General features: G+C 69.1%; 17 protein-coding genes. 10 read left to right on the top strand and 7 right to left on the bottom strand.

The window, feature by feature from the left end; genetic code table 11:
- Positions 1-154: 154 nt before the first annotated feature.
- The 6 genes from ACWGID_RS03760 to ACWGID_RS03735 all read left to right on the top strand — a co-directional run bounded on the left by ACWGID_RS03760 (position 155) and on the right by ACWGID_RS03735 (position 5,191).
- A complete protein-coding gene (locus ACWGID_RS03760; protein ID WP_452194116.1) occupies positions 155-670 on the top strand; it encodes a hypothetical protein in 516 nt (171 codons plus the stop codon).
- Positions 637-1,227, top strand: coding sequence for a hypothetical protein (locus ACWGID_RS03755; RefSeq protein ID WP_452194114.1), 591 nt, complete (start codon positions 637-639; stop codon positions 1,225-1,227). Before ACWGID_RS03760 ends, ACWGID_RS03755 begins: the two co-directional genes overlap by 34 nt.
- 17 nt (positions 1,228-1,244) lie before the next feature.
- Positions 1,245-2,006: an imidazole glycerol phosphate synthase subunit HisF gene (hisF, locus tag ACWGID_RS03750; RefSeq protein ID WP_452194113.1), complete on the top strand. Its 762-nt coding sequence runs from the start codon at positions 1,245-1,247 to the stop codon at positions 2,004-2,006.
- On the top strand, positions 2,003-2,503 hold the full coding sequence (locus ACWGID_RS03745) for a MarR family winged helix-turn-helix transcriptional regulator (protein ID WP_452194111.1): 501 nt from the start codon (positions 2,003-2,005) through the stop codon (positions 2,501-2,503). Before hisF ends, ACWGID_RS03745 begins: the two co-directional genes overlap by 4 nt.
- A 694-nt stretch (positions 2,504-3,197) precedes the next feature.
- The gene (locus ACWGID_RS03740; RefSeq protein WP_452194109.1) at positions 3,198-3,584 is read left to right on the top strand and encodes a MarR family winged helix-turn-helix transcriptional regulator; all 387 of its coding nucleotides are present in this window, start codon (positions 3,198-3,200) and stop codon (positions 3,582-3,584) included.
- Positions 3,584-5,191 (top strand): MDR family MFS transporter, encoded by a 1,608-nt coding sequence (locus ACWGID_RS03735; RefSeq protein WP_452194107.1) that lies wholly within the window; start codon positions 3,584-3,586, stop codon positions 5,189-5,191. Before ACWGID_RS03740 ends, ACWGID_RS03735 begins: the two co-directional genes overlap by 1 nt.
- A 54-nt stretch (positions 5,192-5,245) precedes the next feature.
- Here ACWGID_RS03735 and ACWGID_RS03730 read toward each other — a convergent pair whose 3' ends face one another.
- The 6 genes from ACWGID_RS03730 to dacB are packed head-to-tail and all read right to left on the bottom strand — an operon-like array spanning position 5,246 to position 11,763.
- On the bottom strand, positions 5,246-6,352 hold the full coding sequence (locus ACWGID_RS03730; protein ID WP_452194105.1) for a mandelate racemase/muconate lactonizing enzyme family protein: 1,107 nt from the start codon (positions 6,350-6,352) through the stop codon (positions 5,246-5,248).
- Between the two features lie 6 nt (positions 6,353-6,358).
- Positions 6,359-7,624: an MFS transporter gene (locus ACWGID_RS03725; RefSeq protein ID WP_452194103.1), complete on the bottom strand. Its 1,266-nt coding sequence runs from the start codon at positions 7,622-7,624 to the stop codon at positions 6,359-6,361.
- Positions 7,621-8,214, bottom strand: a complete 594-nt coding sequence (locus ACWGID_RS03720) for an ArsR/SmtB family transcription factor (protein ID WP_452194101.1) — start codon at positions 8,212-8,214, stop codon at positions 7,621-7,623. Before ACWGID_RS03720 ends, ACWGID_RS03725 begins: the two co-directional genes overlap by 4 nt.
- Positions 8,215-8,270: 56 nt before the next feature.
- On the bottom strand, positions 8,271-9,206 hold the full coding sequence (locus ACWGID_RS03715; protein WP_452194099.1) for a GNAT family N-acetyltransferase: 936 nt from the start codon (positions 9,204-9,206) through the stop codon (positions 8,271-8,273).
- Positions 9,203-10,156, bottom strand: a complete 954-nt coding sequence (locus ACWGID_RS03710; RefSeq protein WP_452194097.1) for a GNAT family N-acetyltransferase — start codon at positions 10,154-10,156, stop codon at positions 9,203-9,205. The genes ACWGID_RS03715 and ACWGID_RS03710 overlap by 4 nt, the downstream gene beginning before the upstream one ends.
- A gap of 41 nt (positions 10,157-10,197) precedes the next feature.
- Positions 10,198-11,763, bottom strand: coding sequence for a D-alanyl-D-alanine carboxypeptidase/D-alanyl-D-alanine endopeptidase (dacB, locus tag ACWGID_RS03705; protein WP_452194096.1), 1,566 nt, complete (start codon positions 11,761-11,763; stop codon positions 10,198-10,200).
- Positions 11,764-11,910: 147 nt separating this feature from the next.
- Here dacB and ACWGID_RS03700 point away from each other — a divergent pair, with 147 nt between their 5' ends.
- From ACWGID_RS03700 to ACWGID_RS03685, 4 genes are all read left to right on the top strand, one after another.
- Positions 11,911-13,221: a family 43 glycosylhydrolase gene (locus ACWGID_RS03700; RefSeq protein ID WP_452194094.1), complete on the top strand. Its 1,311-nt coding sequence runs from the start codon at positions 11,911-11,913 to the stop codon at positions 13,219-13,221.
- 67 nt (positions 13,222-13,288) lie between these two features.
- Positions 13,289-15,394, top strand: coding sequence for an alkaline phosphatase family protein (locus ACWGID_RS03695; protein ID WP_452194092.1), 2,106 nt, complete (start codon positions 13,289-13,291; stop codon positions 15,392-15,394).
- Positions 15,395-15,397: 3 nt separating this feature from the next.
- Positions 15,398-16,162, top strand: coding sequence for an MBL fold metallo-hydrolase (locus tag ACWGID_RS03690; RefSeq protein WP_452194090.1), 765 nt, complete (start codon positions 15,398-15,400; stop codon positions 16,160-16,162).
- Positions 16,159-16,743, top strand: coding sequence for a DedA family protein (locus tag ACWGID_RS03685; RefSeq protein ID WP_452194088.1), 585 nt, complete (start codon positions 16,159-16,161; stop codon positions 16,741-16,743). The genes ACWGID_RS03690 and ACWGID_RS03685 overlap by 4 nt, the downstream gene beginning before the upstream one ends.
- Here the strand turns inward: ACWGID_RS03685 and ACWGID_RS03680 are convergent.
- Positions 16,729-17,370 carry a TIGR03085 family metal-binding protein gene (locus ACWGID_RS03680; protein ID WP_452194086.1) on the bottom strand — a complete coding sequence of 214 codons (642 nt, stop codon included), beginning with the start codon at positions 17,368-17,370 and terminating at the stop codon, positions 16,729-16,731. The two genes, ACWGID_RS03685 and ACWGID_RS03680, sit on opposite strands and share 15 nt — an antisense overlap.
- Positions 17,371-17,439 lie beyond the last annotated feature (69 nt).

Here is a 17,439-nt window from a genome sequence, read left to right as displayed (position 1 = left end):
GGGGGGGGGGCGCGGGTTGGGGGCGCCCCCCGCCCGTGTGCGGCCCCCGCCCCCCCCCGGCGGGGCAGTTATTCACTGCCCACCCCACCCCCCCCGCCCCCCCCCCCCCGCGGCCGGAGGCTCGTTCTGGTACCTGCTCGGGTGGTACGCCGTGATGCTCGCGATCGTGTGCGTGTCACTGGCGACCTGGGCCGTGAGCCCGGTGGTGGCGGCGGTCCTGTTCGTCGTACTGCTGGCCGGCTTGGGGCTCGGACTCGAACTGCTGTCCCGGGGTGCCGAGTTCGTCGTGGACGATGCCTCGATCACCTATCGCGAGCGCCGTTGGGGAATGCGCAAGGTGCTGCCGCGCGGGCAGGTGCGGCGGGTACTGCTGGTCGATCGGTTCACCCCGCTGATGCCCGGCGCGCTGATCCTGCTCGCCGCCGACGGGAACCGGATCGCGGCGGCGCGCTGGCTCTGGCCGATCGCGACGCTCGAGGAAGCCGCCGTACTCACCGGGCTCCCGATCGAGCGGCGCGCGACGATGCGGGCGATGGATCTGCAGCGTGAGATCGGAATCGATCCCGCGCTGCGGCAGCACGGGGCGCGGTTCGTCCTGACGCGGCTGGTGACCTCTGCGCTCGGCATCCTGACCGCATGGCCGTTCATCCACTGGATCTGGACGAAGTGAAGCCACGCCGCATCCCGGCAAAGGTCCGGTACGCCGTTGCCGGCGCGGTCACGCTGGTATTTGCCGTCGTCCCCTCCTTGCAGCCTGACGGCGTCACCGCTGCGCGCCTCAGCACCGTCGTGATGGTCGCGACCGTCCTCGGGCTCGCTGCGGCGACCCTGCTCGTCGCGAACCTCGGATTCCGTCCGCGGATCCGCGGGCAGTACCTCGAGGTGTGGACGCTGCTCGGGCGACAGTCATTGGACCTGGCCAGGATCGCCGAGGTGCGCTACGAGGGCAGCCTGAGTGGCACCACCAGTCTGGGCCTGCGTGACGATGTGACCGACGTACTGATCACAATCCCGGTATCACCCCAAGTGTTTCCGGTGCTGAGGGACGCGTTGCTGGCTGCGGGGCAGCGCGGCGTGCCGTTGCCTCAACGAGTCACCAGGATGTTCAACCTGCCCGACTTCCCGGGGGCTCCGCTGGGCGGCGGCAATCGGACACTGCTGATCATCTGTGTGCTAGCCGGTGTGATCGTGCTTGGGGCGGTCATCGGTCTGGTGCCCATGGTTTGACCGCTACGCTTGGCGGCGTGAGCCTTGCCGTACGAGTCATTCCCTGTCTGGACGTCGACGCCGGCCGCGTGGTCAAGGGCGTCAACTTCACCGACCTGCGCGACGCGGGCGATCCGGTCGAGATGGCGAAGGTGTACGACGGCGAGGGCGCGGACGAGCTCACCTTCCTCGACATCACCGCGTCGTCGGGATCCCGCGAGACGACGTACGACGTGGTCCGGCGGACCGCCGAGCAGGTGTTCATCCCGCTGACCGTCGGCGGCGGTGTGCGGGAGGCGAGCGACGTGGACCGGCTGCTGCGCGCGGGTGCGGACAAGATCGGGATCAACACCGGCGCGATCGCGCGTCCCGACGTGATCAAGGAGATCGCCCACCGGTTCGGCAACCAGGTGCTGGTGTTGTCCCTCGACGTACGGCGGTCCGCGGAGCAGCCGAGCGGGTTCGAGGTCACTACCCACGGCGGCCGGAAGTCGGCCGGGCTGGACGCGATCGCATGGGCCCAGCGCGGCTGCGAGCTGGGCGCGGGCGAGATCCTGCTGAACTCGATGGACGCCGACGGGACCAAGCAAGGGTTCGACCTGGAGTTGATCAAGGCGGTGCGGGCGGTGGTCGACGTACCGCTGATCGCCAGTGGGGGAGCGGGCGCGCCCGAGCACTTCCCGCCCGCGGTGCAGGCGGGCGCGGACGCCGTACTCGCGGCCAGCGTGTTCCACTTCGGCGACTTCCGCATCGCCGACGTGAAGAAGGCGCTCCGGGACGCCGGGATCGTGGTCCGATGAGCACGCCCGCGCACGTCGAACGCTCCGAGGAACTCGTCGCCGCGGTCGAGCAGGAACTGTCCGCCCTCTTCCGCCGCTCCCGCTCGGCGTCACTCCGGCTGGCCCGCCGCGTACACCCCGACATGGACGCCGCCGGCTACGCCCTGATCTCCCAGATCGAGTTGGGCACCAGCGCCGGCAGCGGCACTGGCACCGGCGGTACCGGCAGCGGCGCCGGCGTCCGCGCCTCGGACGTCGCGCACGTCCTCGGCCTCGACAAGTCGACGGTCAGCCGCGGCATCACCCAACTGGAGAACCTCGGCCTGATCGAACGCGTCGGCGACCCCGACGACGGCCGCGCCCGCCTCCTCCGCCTCACCACCACCGGCGCCGAACGCTACGAAGCCATGCGCACCCAACGCCAAACCGAATTCCGCGCCATCCTCGACCGCTGGACCCCCACCGACCTGGCCGACCTCTCCCGCCTCCTAACCCGCCTAAACACCGACCTCGGCTAGTTCCCACCCCAGCCACCCCCGGCGCCCCGAGCCAGGAACCGGTACCTCCGTCACCCGAGCCCCGGTACGGCGCGTGTGCCGGCCGCTCGTGGTGACCTGAGACAGGAACTGGTGTCTGGGGACCTGTTATTGCCTGTCCTCACACACCGTTGGGTGTCTCCAGGCCCGACACCGCCGCTTGAGCTGGAGGTGCGAGCGGAAGTACGGCGTACCTCCGTCGTCCGAGGTCCGGTACGGCGCGTGTGCTGGCCGCTTGTGGTGACCTGAGACAGGAACTGGTGTCCGGGGACCTGTTATTGCCTGTCTTCGCCCACAGTTGGCGTCTCCACTCCCGAGAGCTGACGTCATTCACGGCGGATGCGGCGCCCGCGCGAGCCGACGTACGGCGCCCACGCAGGCCGCTCGTGGTGGCTTGAGACAGACTCTGGTGTCTGGGGACCTGTTATTACCTGTCCGCACCCACCGTTGGGTGTCTCCAGCCCCGGGGAGCGTGTGGGAGTACTGGGGGTAGTGGGGTTTCCACAGGGTGTGCATATGGTTGTGGAAACCAACTAGTCGGGTATATAGTTGGGTTATGCAACTAGCTCAGCAACCCCTCGTCCCGGGGGTAGAGCGGGATCCGGCGGCTCATGAGTTGATCGAAGGGGTCAGTTCGCTGATTCGGGCCGTGCGGTGTATCGAGCACCGGAATCTGATGCCTGATGTGGGACTGCGGCGGTCCGATGCGAGTGTGCTCAAGGTGCTGGCGAAGGACGGCGAGCAGCGTGGCGGGGAGATCGCGGCGAAGCTCGGTGTCGATCCGTCGGTGGTGAGCCGCCAACTGACCACGCTGGAGGCCGACGGTCTGGTGAGCCGTCGGCCGGATCCGGCCGACGCGCGGGTCGGGCTGGTCAGCCTGGCGCCGCAGGGCCGGTCCCGGCTGCAGGCGATGTATTCGTCCTACACCCAGCAACTTCGTAACTCCCTGGAGGACCTCGACGACGAGGCGCTGATCGCTGCGGGGCAGACCCTGCAGCGCGTCGCGCGCGCGATCACCGAGGCGAACCAGGCCGTGAGGCAAACGTCCAAGACTGGAGAGTAATGACTGTCACCGAGACCCGGCAGCAGTCGGCGCCCAACTCAGGGCCCGCTGCGCCGGAACTCACCCACCGCGAGATCCTCGAGATCCTGATCGGACTGCTCGCCGCGCTGTTCACGGCGATGCTGAGCTCGACGATCGTCAGCAACGCCCTGCCGACGATCATCGCCGACCTCGAAGGCTCCCAGACGCAGTACACGTGGGTCCTCACCGCGAGCCTGCTGGCGACGACGGTGTCCACCCCGATCTGGGGCAAGCTGTCGGACCTGGTCAGCAAGAAGCTGCTGGTCCAGGTGGCGATCACGGTCTTCGTGATCGGGTCGGCGCTGGCCGGTCTGTCCCACAACGTGCCGTTCCTGCTCGGCGCCCGCGTGCTGCAGGGCCTTGCGATGGGCGGTCTGATGGCGCTCGCCCAGGCCATCATCGGCGCCGCGATCCCACCCCGGTCGCGGGGCCGGTACTCCGGTTACATGGGTGCCGTGATGGCGGTCGCGACCGTCAGCGGCCCGCTGATCGGTGGCGTCATCGTCGACACCTCGTGGCTCGGCTGGCGCTGGTGTTTCTACGTCTGTGTCCCGCTGGCCGTGGTCAGCCTGGTGATCCTGCAGAAGTACCTGCGGCTTCCGGTCATCAAGCGCAAGGTCAAGATCGACTACCTCGGCGCCATCCTGATCAGCATCGCGGCCAGCCTGCCGCTGCTGTGGGTGTCCTTCGCCGGTAGCGACTTCGCGTGGATGTCGTGGCAGTCGGCGCTGTTCGTCGGCGGCACCCTGGTGGTCGGCTTCTTCGCCGTCCTGGTGGAGAGCCGGGTCGCGGAGCCGCTGGTCCCGCTGAAGGTCGTCCGCGAGCGCACCACCGCACTGGCAATCATCGCCAGCCTCGCGGTCGGTGTCGCGATGTTCGGCAGCGCGCTGTTCCTCGGTCAGTACTTCCAGATCGCCCGTGGCTACAGCCCGACCGAGGCCGGTCTGCTGACCATCCCGATGATGCTCGGGTCGTTCGTCGGCTCGGCGGGTTCGGGTCAGATGATCACCCGGTACGGGAAGTGGAAGCGGTACCTCGTCGCCGGCGGCATCCTGCTCCTCGCGGGCCTGCTGCTGCTCGGCACGATCGACCACAACACGCCGTACTGGTTCGTCGGGCTCGGCATGCTGGCGATGGGTCTCGGCATGGGTATGACGATGCAGAACCTGGTCCTCGCCGTACAGAACACCGTCGATGTCACGCAGATCGGCGCTTCGTCCGCGACCGTCGCGTTCTTCCGCAGCCTGGGTGGTGCGGTCGGCGTCTCGGCGCTGGGTGCGGTGCTCGCCGCTCGGGTGAAGGACCTGATCGTCGCCGGCCTGCTGGCCGGTCCGAACGGCGCCGAGGCGGCGCGGAAGCTGCAGGAAGGTGGCTCCGGCGGCACCAGCCTGCTGGACGTGAAGAACCTGCCGCCGCAGCTCGCCGAGCTGGTCCGGCAGGCGTACGGCGACGCGACCGGTCGGGTCTTCCTGATCGCGGCCGCTTGTGCGGTGGTCAGCTTGATCGCGGTGGTGCTCATCAAGGAGGTCCCGCTCCGCAAGACCGTCGCGAAGGTCGATGTCGTCGAGGACCTGATCGACGACTGAGGACGACCGGAACACGAGGTACTCCGAGGAAACTCTCGGAGTACCTCGTTCGCGTTATGCGGCCAGTCCGCGGAGCCGTTCCTCGTCGATCTCGAACCCGAGCCCCGGGGCATCGGGCACGCGCAACAACCCGTCGGGTCCGACCAGCACCGGTTCGGCGAGCATGAAGTCACGCCGCTGTTCGGTCCACGTCGGCGGATCGATCGGGTACTCCAGGTACGGCCCGCCGCCGACGCCCGCGGTCACGTGCAGGTTGGCCAGCAACCCGATCCCGTTGGACCAGGTGTGTGGCGTGAAGAGCCGGTTCTTCCGGCGTACCACCTCGGCGATCGTGGGCACGCGGTGCATGCCGGCGGCGAGCACCACGTCGGGTTGGTAGACGTCGAGCGCGTCCTGCTCCACGAGGTCGAGCAGCTCCTCGAACGTCCGCACCATCTCACCTCCGGACACCCGTACGCCGGTCTGCTCGCGCAGCGACCGCAGTCCGGGAAGGTCGTCGAGTGGCAGCGGTTCCTCGAGCCAGAAGATGTCCGCCTCGGCGAGCTGCTCCGCGACCCGCCGGGCCTGGGGCGGATCCATCGCGCGCCGGATGTCGCCGGCCATCCGCCACGACTGGTTCAGGTCGACCATCAACTGGAAGTCCGGGCCGACCGCCTCCCGGACCGCGAGCACCGTGCCGATCCCGTTCTCCAGATCGTTGGGACTGACCCGGATCTTCGCCGCCCGGAACCCGCGCTCCCGCAGCGCCAGGATGCTCTGCACCCGCTCCTCGCGACCGAGCAGCCGACCGGTCGACGCGTACGCGGGGACCGCCGACTCACTGCCGCCGAACAGCGTCGCCACCGGGGTGTTCAGCGCCTTGCCGATGATGTCCCACAACGCCACCTCGAGCGGCCAGTACCGGCCGGCGTGGAACGAGATGGTCTCCAGCGAACGGACGTGCCGGCCGATCCGGAGCGGGTCCTCACCGAGGAACAGCCCGGCGTACGGCTCGAACCCGTCCATCGTGTCGCCGGACCCGTAGCCGACGATCCCCTCGTCAGTGCTGACCTTCACGACGGTCGCGGCGAAACTGGTCCGCGGTACCGGGTCCCAGGCCGCGTCGAACGGCGGGTCGAGGGGGAGGTCGGCGCGGATCAGTTCGATGTCGGCGATCTTCATGGATCCTCAGGGTTCAGGCTGCACGGGTGGCTCCAGGCCGTCCAGTGAACGGGTGCGGATGATGGGGGAGCCAACCAACCACAGTACGGACAACAGGCCGCCGGCCGCGGACACCAGGAGCGTTTCCCGGACACCGATCCAGGTGCCGAGGAACCCTCCGGCGACCGCGCCGAGCGGCCTGATCCCGTAGTTGATGCTGCTGAAGGCCCCTGCCACCCGGCTCCGCATGTGGTCGTGGATGACCGCAGCCTGCAATGAGTTCAGCGGTACGTCGAAACACATCACCGCGAACGCCCCGATGAACTCCGACGCCGCCACCGCGACGGCCTTGAGCCAGGTCGGCCCACCGGCGAGTGCGGCGATCGCGATCGCACCGGGGAAGACGACGGCACCCATCGCGATCACCGGACCGGCACCGAACCGGCGGCTGAGCGGCGACGCGGTGACGGCCCCCAGCAGTCCGCCGGTCGCCCCGACGCCGAACGCCAGACCGATGGTCCCCGCCGACAGCCCCAGGTTGCGGCTCGCGAACAGTACGAGCAGCGCGATGCTCATCAGGTTGAAGAAGTTGACCGTCGTCGCGCACGCCAGACTGCGACTCAGGTACGGGTGCTTCAACACGTACCGCATGCCGGCAGCGGCTCGCCGGAGAAGCGGCTCACCCGACTCCTCCGGAGCGCCCGGTTCGATCTTCAGCCGGCTGATCTGCACTGCCGAGAACACGAACGTCAGCGCATCCACGACGAACGCGATCGGCGCGCTCAGCCACTGCACCAGCAGACCGCCGACCGCGGGCCCACCCATGAACGAGATCGAGCGCGTCGCGGACAACTTGCTGTTCGCCTCGAGGAACTGGTCGCGATCGACCAGCCGGACGAAGAACGACGCGTAGGCGGTGTTGAAGACGACATGCGCCGTACCGGCCAGGATCGCGACCGCGTAGAGCTGGCCGAGGGACAGCAGGTCCAGCCAGTAGGCGACCGGCAGAGTGAGCAGCAAGACGGTGCGGGCCAGGTCGGCGGCGATCATCAGCGGGCGCTTGTCGCGGCGGTGGTCGACCCACGCGCCGATGAACAGCGAGGCGAGGTTCGGCAGCCAAACCGCCGCGGTCAGGAAGCCGACCTGGCTGGGAGAGGCGTCGAGCAGCGTGACCGCGATCAGCGGCAGCGCGAGCTCGGTGATCCGGTCGCCGAATTCGGAGACACCCTGCGCGGACCAGAACGTCCGGAACCTGCGGTCGCGCCAGAGGCTGGTGGCGGTCGTGGTGCTCACTGGCCGTCCGTTGCTTCAGGCAAAGAGATCCGGAGGTGCCGGAGCGGGCGCGCGTCGTCCGGCGTCTCGCCGCTGTCCCGGCGTTGCACGTACGGCGCCAGCAGTTCCTCGATCGCGGACTCGATGGCCTCGGCCTCGGCGGGTGTGACGACCAGCAGGGTGTTCGCCGAACCAGCCAGCCGGCTCCACTCGGGGGAGAGGTTGGGTTCGGTGTCGACCAGCCACTGCTGGGCCGCTTCGAGGGCCTGGTTCATCATCTCGGTGCGCAGCAGCCGTCCGGCCTCGGCACCGTCGGTCGTGTCCGGCATCTCGTACCGGAACCCGCGGGCGGCCGCGTGCCACCAGCGCTGCCGCCGGTCCGAGCCGCTCGGGGGCGGCCCGTCCGTGACGAGGCCGAAGCTCGCCAGGTGTCGCAGGTGCCAGCTGGTCACCGATGGCGAGGCGCCGACGTGCTCGGACAGCTGGGTCGCCGTGGCGGGGCCGTTCTTCTGCAGGTAGCTGAGCGCGGCGAGCCGAACCGGGTGAGCCAGCGCCCGCATGGCTTGCGGGTCGGTGATCTCGAAATCGCCGTACGGATTTCTGAGAGACATGTTTCGAGAGTAATCTCTCAGATCTCTCGAAGGCAATCCTCAACGCGGGGCAATCCTTAGGCGGTGATCGTGCGGGTCCAGATGTCGCTGATCAGGTCCGGGCGCATGCCGACGCCGGTGTAGAGGGCGACGGCGGGCGTGGGGTTGCTGGTGTCGACGTGCAGGATCGTCCCGCTGCGGCCGGCCGCGGCGTCGACCGCGAACGCGTCCCGCAGGAGGAACTTGGCCAGCCCGCGTCCCCGAGCGGACGGTACGACGGCGAGTCGCCCGACGTACCCGCAGTTGGTGGTGCTGACGAAGTTGTCGTTGCACTCGGTCATGCCGACCGCCTGCCCGTCGAGCTCGGCGATCGTCACCTGCGACCAGTCGAACGTCGACCGGCTCTCCCGCGACGCCGCCCACTCCTCGAACGGTCGTGGCAACGTCCCGGGCTGCTCCGCGAACGCCTCCATCAGTACGGCGTGCGCGGCCCGCCGACTCGTCTTGTCGGGAGCCCCGCGGCGTACGACGACGCCGTCGGGCACCTCAGGCACCGGGACCGGGCCGTCGAAGGTGATGCGCATCCGCTGCACCGACGTACCGACGGTGTACCCGCGCGGAGCGAGCACCTTCGGCAGGAGTTCGTCCTGGCTGATCACGCCGACCTTCACCACGACTTCACGGCGGCCTACGAGCTGGGCACGCCGTTCGGCCTGGTCCAGCAGCCAGTCGAGGATCGCCTCATCGGAGCTCAGGATGTCGACGATCACGTGCGTGCCGCCGGTGATCGGGACCGCGGTCGCCGAGCCGGCGAACTCGCCGGACGGGCCGAGCACCACCCATCCGTCAGTCGCCAGGTCGGTGCCGGGGTCCCGCAGGTAGTTCGCGACGTCCTCCGGGCTGTGCTTCGCGAAGCCGAGCAGCGCCGAGGTGTAGACCGCGGACCGCTCCGCGATCAGTATCGCGTCCGCCGGCGTCATCGCCCGCGCGGTGTGGCCGGCGGGCAGGCTCATGCGGCCGTCACCTCGCGCCGCCAGACCTCCATCACGAGGACCGCCTCCATGCCGACCGACAGGTACACGCCGAGCGCCGGAGTCGGGTTGTTGGTGTCGACATGCAGGATCGTCCCGGACCGCCCGGCCGCCGCGTCCAGCGCGAACTGGTCTCGCAGCAGGAACTTCGCCAGCCCGCGCCCCCGAGCCTTCTCGAGTACGCCGAGCCGGCCGACGTACCCGCAGTTCTCGTCCTCGACGAACTGGTCCGAGCATGACCGCATCGCGACGACCTCGCCGTCCACTTCGAGCAAGGTCAGCTGCGACCAGTCGAACGCGGAGAAGTTCTTCTGCGAAGCGTGCCACTCCTCATACGGCCGCGGGCTGAACCCGAACTGCCCGTCGAACGAAGCATTCAGTACGTCGTGCCCGGCCCGCCGGCTCGCCTCGTCCGGCGCGCCCCGACGTACCGTCACTCCGGCCGGAACCTCCGGCGCGGCGACCGGGCCGTCGTGGTCGATCCGCATCCGGTGGAACACCGTCCCGCGCCGGAATCCCCACTCCGCAAGGCGTTCCCGCCGTACGGCGTCGGCCTGGTACGCGACCACGTCGACCTGGACCGAGGCGTGCCCGTACTCGCGGGCAAACTCGCTCGCGCGCTCCAGGACCCGGTCGAGCAGCCAGCGCTCGACAACGGGGTCAGCGGTGACGATCTCCAGGTCGAGGTTGCTGCGGTCGCCCTTGCCGAAGACCGACCCGAACCCGACCAGCCGGTCGCCGTCGGACACCAGCCACCCGTCGGTCGCCGGCTCGAAACCCGGCTCGGAGAGCTCGTCCTCGGCGTCCTCGAGCGTGTAGTCCGCGAAGCCGATCACCGGCGTGTTGTACGCGGACACCAGATCGAGGACAGCCTGCGCGTCCTCCTTCGACGGCGGACGGACGGTGTACGACGATGGCAGTACGGCGGTCATCCCCACATGGTGAAGAACGACCGCCGTACCTGTCCAAGCGATTAGCAGGCCTTGTCCCACTCCGACTCACACGCGGTCTGGGCGGTCTTGAAAGTAGACGCTGCGGCTGGCGGTGCCTGGTCGGACCAGGAGGCGAGGGTGACGCCGACCGCGTCCTCGATCGAGCGCGGGCTGCTCAGGTAGTTGTTGCTGATCATCGAGAACACCAGCTTCCGGCCGTCCTTGTTCGTCACGTAGCCGGACAGCGAGGTGACGCCGGTGAGCGAGCCGGTCTTGCCGTGCAGGTTGTTGGCGGCCGGCGTGTTCGCCATCCGGCTGCGCAGGGTGCCGCCGACGAACCGTTCGGGGTTACCGGCGATCGGCAGGGCGTCGTACCACTGCTTCCACCACGTCTCCTTCTGCGCACCGATCAGTACGTCGGTGATCGAGTCGGCGGTGACGTTGACCTTGCGCGAGAGACCGGAGCCGTCGGAGAGCCGGATCCGGCTGGTGTCGACACCGAGGGACTTCGCGTAGTTCGTCACCACGTCGAGCCCGGCCGACCAGCTGCCGTCGGCCTCGGCGACCGCGCCCATCGCCTTGACGAGCGTCTCGGCGTGCATGTTGTTCGACAGCTTCAGGAACGGCGTCAGGAGTTCGCCGACGGTCATCGACTCGTCCCGGGCCATCCGCGTCGCGCCGCTCGGGGTGCCCGCGTTCTTGATCTGGCCGGTGACCGCGATGCCCTGGGCAGCCAGCGCCCGGCGGAACACGTCGGCGGCGTACAGCTCGGGCTCCCAGACGGTCGTCCACTCCTGGTCGACCGACGCTCCGAGCGGGATCGAACCGCTGACCCGGACGACATTCGTGCCGTGGTCGCGCTCGACGTTCAGCGTGTTGGAGGAGCCGGTCGCACCGGTGGTTGCGGTGTTGACGAGCTTGACCGTGTCGTTCGCCGGCACCAGGTTCAGCTTCGCGGGGGCGCCGGCGGCGGCACCGGGGCGGGTCTCGACGATCGCCGTACCGGAGTCGTAGTCGGTGTTCGGCGCGAGCGTGAGGGCCGAGATCTGGGCGCTGTAGTAGAACGGTTCGTCGTCCCAGGACCAGGTGTCGCCGAGGCGGACGTGGTCGAAGTACGTGTCGTCGGCGATCAGGTTGCCGTCGACCCGGCGTACTCCGGCGGCCTTGAGTTGCTTGGCCAGGCCAACGTAATCCGATTCGAGCGCGGTCGGGTCGCCGTACCCCTTCAGGTAGAGATCACCGCGCAGCATCCCACCGCGGACGGGTGCGGTGGCGAGCACATCGGTGTGGAAGCGGTACGCCGGACCGAGGACGTGCATCGCCGCGGTCGAGGTGAACAGCTTGGTGTTCGACGCGGGCAGCAGCCGCTCGGCGCCGTTCCGGTCGTACAGCGTCTCGCCGGTGGTCGCGTCGCGAACCACGAGCGCGACCTGCGAACCGTCGTACCGGCTGTCGTTCAGCAGGCCGTCGAGCCGTTGTTGCAGCGCCGTCGCTTGTACTGCGGTCGGCGCGGCGGCGGACTGCCCGACGAAGCCTCCGGCGACGGCCGCGACCGCGGCGACCGCGGCGACCATTCCGCGCCCCGACACTCTTGGTAAACCACTCACGAGCCACTCCCTCGATCCAGGCGGAAACCAACTAGCGGGAGTCTCCACCGCGCGTTCGCCAGGGTCCAGTGATTGAGCTATCGCGTTTCAGGTGAATCGATGGAAAAGTTCGTCGTACAGGTATCCGCCCCCACCTGAGGAGTCGCCATGCCCCGATTGCGAACCAGATTTCTGGCTGCCCTTGTCGCAGCCCTGAGCTTGACCACGTTCCTCTCGGTTCCGGTGCACGCCGCGACCACCGCGGCCGTGTTCCCGAGCGAGATCATCGGCGAGGACTTCCCCGATCCGGACGTCTTCCAGCAGAACGGCACCTGGTACGCGTACTCGACCAACAACGGCCGCGGCACCGTCCCGGTCGCGACTGCCCCGAGTGCGAACGGCCCGTGGACGATCCGCGGCGACGCGATGCCCGGCGGCCCGTCCAGCGCCTGGGCCCAGCCCGGCCGCACGTGGGCGCCGGACGTCTACCCGAACCCCGACGGCACCTACACCCTCACCTACACCGCGTGGCACAAGGCGTCCGGCCGGCAATGCATCGGCGTCGCCACCGCCACCTCACCGCTCGGCCCGTTCCAGCCGGTCGGTACGGCGCCGTTGATCTGCCCGCTCGACCAGGGCGGCGCGATCGACCCGAACACGTTCGTCGCGAACGACGGCACCCGCTACCTGGTCTGGAAGAACGACGGCAACGCGATCAGCAAGCCGTCGACGCTCTGGCTGACCCGGACCGCGGACAACGGCCGAACCCTCGTAGGCGGCAACACGGCGATGCTCACCTCGAGCGGCGTGATCGAAGCCCCGGATCTGGTCCAGCGGGGGAGCCAGTACGTGCTGTTCTTCTCCGGCGGCGGCTACAACGACTGCAACTACCTGACGTCGTACGCGACCTCGAAGAGCCTCGGTGGGCCGTGGACGACGGCGTACCGGCCGTTGATGACGACCGCGACGTTCGACAACCACCTGTGCGGTCCTGGCGGCGCGGACTTCGTCGGCGACAAGGTGTTAGTGCACGGCTGGGTGAACGGGTCCCGGCACCTGTACGTCGCCGACGTCGGGTGGGCGAACGACTACCCGGTGGTACGCGGCAGCCGCGTTCGGTACGAGGGGGAGCGCGGCACGCTGAACCACTGCTCGGTGCGCGCGAACGCCGCCGGCGCCTCGGACGGGAAGGTGGTCGCCTACATCGACTACGCCGACTCGTGGGTGGAGAACGCGGTGTTCGCGCCGGTCGCGGGCGGCTACACGCTGCACGTCGGGTACGCCAACGGTTCGGCGTCCACCGCGAGTCACGGCCTCGTTGTCAACGGCAACAACGCCGGATCGGTCAGTTATCCGGTCACCGGCTGGGACAACTGGCACGAGAGTTCCGTACAGGTCACGCTGAACGCGGGCTGGAACACGATCCGGCTGACCAAGGGTGACCTGTACACGGAGGTCGACTACCTCGAACTGCAGTAAAGCCGTCTGCGGGACCCCGTACTCTCGTACTGCACAGCAGGACGGAACGGGGAGCACGAAGCAGGCGATGGCAAAACCACCAGAACAGGTGTCCGGAGACCGGCGACGGCGTCCGGTGTGGCTGGATCTGCGCCGCACCGGACGCGGTCTGCAGGCGATGCTGTACGGCGGCCTCGCCTCGCTGATCTCACTCGTCGTCACGTTCTGGCTGCTGCCGCAGATCAGCAGTGACGGCCGGCTACCGATCTTCCGGCTGGTCGTCCTGCTCGCGGTGTTCTCGGTGCTGATGCGCTGGGTGCTGGCCGGGATCGCGGTGCTGATCGGCTCGATCGGCGTCCTGGTCGGCGGCCTGCTGTCACAGTTCGCGGTCGTGTACCTCGGCATCACCGTCGACCCGGGCGTGGACCTGCACGGCGGCGTCGAGGCGCCGCTACTGGTCGCGATCGTGATGTCCTCGGTGAGCGCCTTCGTCGGCTGGGTCGCGTACGCCGGCAGTGACGACGCGTACGTCGCGGAGGTGATGCGGGTCGTCCACCGCCGCGCCCGGCGGATCGAGCCCGCACCGAAGACCGGCATGCTGATCATCCAGATCGACGGCCTGTCCGCGCCGCTGCTGAACTGGATGGTCCTGGCCGGCAACCTCCCGAACCTCGGCGGCTGGATCCGGGACGGCAACCACTCGATGCTCTCCTGGCACACCGGCGTCCCGGCGACGACACCGGCGAGCCAGGCCGGGATCCTGCACGGCGGTTCGCGGCACATCCCGGCCTTCCGGTGGTACGAGAAGGAGACCGGCCGGGTGATGGTCACCAACCGCGGCCGGGACGCGGCGGAGATCGAGGACCGGATGTCCACCGGTCGCGGTCTGCTCGCCGACGGCGGCGTCAGCATCAGCAACAACTGGTCAGGTGATGCGGACCGCTGCGAGCTGGTGTTCAGCCGGGCCGCCCTGCCGAACAGCCGCAGCCGCGGGTACGTCCGGTTCTTCTCCAGCCCGCAGGGTGCCGCCCGCGGCTTGATCCTGTGCGTCGCGGAGATGATCAAGGAACTGCACCAGGCCCGCCGGCAGCGGGTCCGGCACCTCGTGCCGCGGGTGAAACGCGGCGGCGCGTACATCTTCCTGCGCGCGATCACCAACGTCCTGCTCCGCGACCTGAACGTCTCGCTGATCACCGACGAGCTGGTGAAGGGCACGCCGGTGATCTACTGCGACTTCGTCGACTACGACGAGGTCGCGCACCACGCCGGACCGACCCGGCCGGAGTCACTGCAGACCCTCGAAGGGCTCGACCGGGTGCTCGGCGCGCTGCAGCGGATCATCGACATCCTGCCGCACTCGTACGAGATCGTCGTGCTGTCCGATCACGGGCAGAGCCAGGGCTCGACCTTCCTGCAGCGGTACGGGCGGACCCTCGCCGAGGTCGTCGACGATCTGGTCGACACCACCAAGGAGCCGGTCCAGGCGGTCGGCAAGTCCGAGGGTTGGGGGCCGGTGAACGCGTTCCTCACCGAGCTGAGCATGCGCCGCAGCGTCGCCGGATCGGTCACCCGGAAGGCGCTGCACGTGAAGACCGGCGAGGTCGAGCTCGGCCCGGCGGACTGCGAGCCGCCGGTCGCCGCGGACGAGCAGATGGTCGTCACCGCGTCCGGCAACCTGGCCCTGATCTACCTCGCGACCACCCCCGGCCGGGTGCCGCTGGAGGAGATCGAGCTGCTGCATCCGAAGCTGATCCCAGGCCTCGCGACCCATCCGGGGATCGGGTTCGTCGTCGTCGACTCGCTCGCCGAGGGACCGGTCGCGATCGGCCGGGCCGGGGTGCACGTGCTGCGGACCGGCCATGTCGAAGGCGAGGACCCGCTGCCGCCGTACGGCGAACTCGCGGCGGCGTCGCTGCTCCGGCAGGCCGAGATGCCGCACAACGGCGACCTCGTGGTGGTCAGCCGGCTCGACGACTACACCCAGGAGGTGGCCGCGTTCGAGGAACTGGTCGGCTGCCACGGCGGGATCGGCGGCTGGCAGACCGACGCGGTCCTGGTGCACCCGTGCCGCTGGGTCCTGAACGAGCCTCCCGTAGGCTCCGATGCGGTCCACGAGGTCCTGGTCGGCTGGCTCGAGAAGCTCGGCCACCGTAAGGACCTGAAGGATCCCGTCGAGTCGAAGGTGGAGGCCTGAAGCGTGCGGATCACCTGGTGGGGGCACGCCACCACCACGATTGAGGCGAACGGCACGCGACTGCTGACGGACCCGGTGCTGACGGCGCGGATCGCGCACCTGCGCCGCCGCCGCGGTCCGGCGCCGCTGCCGGAGGCGGGGGACTGTGACGCCGTCCTGGTCTCCCACATGCACGCCGACCACCTGCACCTCACCTCGCTGCCGTTCATCTCGCCGGACGCCGCGCTGGTGGTCCCGCGCGGCGCGGCCAAGTTGATCCATGCCGACAGCGGAGCGGCGTACTCGGACCGCTGCATCGAAGTTGCTCCCGGCAACCGAGTGCAGATCGGCGGGCTCGAGGTCACCGCGGTCACCGCGCACCACGACGGCCGCCGTCTGCCCTGGTCGTCGTACGAGGGTCCCGCGATCGGGTACCGGATCGACGGGTCGCCGAGCGTCTGGTTCGCAGGCGACACCGACCTGTACGACGGTCTCGCGGCCGAGGCCGGCCCGGTCGACCTGGCCCTGGTGCCGGTGGGTGGGTGGGGGCCGTCGCTCGGTCCTGGCCACCTGGATCCGGTCCGGGCCACCGAGGCGGTGCGGCGGGTCGGGGCGTCGACGGCGATCCCGGTACATTTCGGGACGTTCTGGCCGATCGGGTGCGACTGGATCAAACCCGAGTTGTTCCTGCCACCGGGGGACAGGTTCCGGTCCGCGATGGCCGAGGTGGATCCCGCGGTGAAAGTGGAGGTTCTGGTGCCCGGTGATTCGCTCGAGGTATCGGCATGACCGGTGATACCAAGTTCGATCTCTGGTACCTGTTCGCGCTGGCCGGGGCGGTGCTGGTCGGAGCGGTGCTCCCGGTGCTGCCGACCGGCGCCGCGGTGTCGGCAGGCGCCGTACTGGCGTCGCACAGCAATCCGATCGGGCTGGTCGGGGTGCTGATCGCCGGCGCCGCGGGAGCATACCTGGGCGACCTGATCGTGTACGCCGGGTGCCGCTTCGGCGGTGAGCGACTGGCCAAGCGGGTCGGCTGGTTGCGCGACAACGCCTCGCTGTACTCGCTGCGGCAACGCTTGGCCGACCACGAGATCGGCGTACTGCTGACGTCGCGGCTGATCCCGGGCGGCCGGGTTCCCGTGCTGCTGGCGGCCGGGCTCGCGGGATACAAGTGGGAGCGGTTCGCGGTGGTCGACCTGATCGCGTCGTCGCTGTGGGCGGCGGTCTACATGGCGATCGGGCTGCTCGGCTACGCGCTGTTCGACGAGCCCTGGCAGGGCGTGCTGGCGGCGATCGTGCTGGTCATCCTGACCACTGTGGTCAGCGGCTTGGTGCAGCGCGCCCGGCGCGGGCGTTCACACTCCAAATGAGGCGTTGCGGAGCTGCTCCACGGCCTCCGCGTCACCATCCAGCTGGACGTCGGCCACCTGCTGCCGCCCGAAGCAGAACAGCACGAGCTCGGCCGGCTCACCGGTCACCGTCACCGAGCCGAGTTCGTTCGGCCGCTTCGCGACGGACGACGTACCGTCGGGCCGGCTGAGCACCAGGCCGGTCGGCGACTTGCGGGTCATCGTCTTCGCCGCCAGCCGGACCGCCTTCCACAGGCCGTCCTGCTGTTCGGCGGGCAGCTCCCGGACGTCGTACTCCGGTTGCGCGCGGCGGACGTCCTCGTGGTGCACGAAGTACTCGGTGGTGTTCAGCTGGTGGCCGAGTTTGGGGAGGGCGTAGATCGAGACCGGGGGCGGTCCGTTGCGCACCTTCTCGACCACCTCGGCGAACCCGAAGCGCTCCTTGACGCGCTTCATCCGCCGCTCGGTGGTGGCGGCGAGCGCGGGGATCATGATCCCGGGGCCGGCCATCGGATCGGCTTCCCGCACATACAGATGGACCGCGAGGTCGTAGGCGTCCCAGCCCTCGCACAGAGTGGGGGCGGCTGGTCCGACTTGATCGAACAGTTCACACAGAGCGAGGCGTTCTACCCGGCTGTAGTCGGTCACATACCCGATCGTAGTTGTCGGTTGGTTGAGGCAGAATGTCATTCGTTGTCATGTCTGTGGTTCGTGAAT

This window comes from Kribbella sp. NPDC054772 (genome assembly GCF_053611945.1).
This window is presented reverse-complemented; position numbering and strand designations above follow the sequence as displayed.

Bases quoted from the DNA above. Each gene is read 5' to 3' on its own strand.
- ACWGID_RS03760 (WP_452194116.1), top strand. From the start codon at position 155: ATGCTCGCGATCGTGTGCGTGTCACTGGCGACCTGGGCCGTGAGCCCG.
- ACWGID_RS03755 (WP_452194114.1), top strand. From the start codon at position 637: ATGGCCGTTCATCCACTGGATCTGGACGAAGTGAAGCCACGCCGCATC.
- ACWGID_RS03745 (WP_452194111.1), top strand. From the start codon at position 2,003: ATGAGCACGCCCGCGCACGTCGAACGCTCCGAGGAACTCGTCGCCGCG.
- ACWGID_RS03740 (WP_452194109.1), top strand. From the start codon at position 3,198: ATGCCTGATGTGGGACTGCGGCGGTCCGATGCGAGTGTGCTCAAGGTG.
- ACWGID_RS03735 (WP_452194107.1), top strand. From the start codon at position 3,584: ATGACTGTCACCGAGACCCGGCAGCAGTCGGCGCCCAACTCAGGGCCC.
- ACWGID_RS03730 (WP_452194105.1), bottom strand. From the start codon at position 6,352: ATGAAGATCGCCGACATCGAACTGATCCGCGCCGACCTCCCCCTCGAC.
- ACWGID_RS03720 (WP_452194101.1), bottom strand. From the start codon at position 8,214: ATGTCTCTCAGAAATCCGTACGGCGATTTCGAGATCACCGACCCGCAA.
- ACWGID_RS03715 (WP_452194099.1), bottom strand. From the start codon at position 9,206: ATGAGCCTGCCCGCCGGCCACACCGCGCGGGCGATGACGCCGGCGGAC.
- ACWGID_RS03710 (WP_452194097.1), bottom strand. From the start codon at position 10,156: ATGACCGCCGTACTGCCATCGTCGTACACCGTCCGTCCGCCGTCGAAG.
- ACWGID_RS03700 (WP_452194094.1), top strand. From the start codon at position 11,911: ATGCCCCGATTGCGAACCAGATTTCTGGCTGCCCTTGTCGCAGCCCTG.
- ACWGID_RS03695 (WP_452194092.1), top strand. From the start codon at position 13,289: ATGGCAAAACCACCAGAACAGGTGTCCGGAGACCGGCGACGGCGTCCG.
- ACWGID_RS03685 (WP_452194088.1), top strand. From the start codon at position 16,159: ATGACCGGTGATACCAAGTTCGATCTCTGGTACCTGTTCGCGCTGGCC.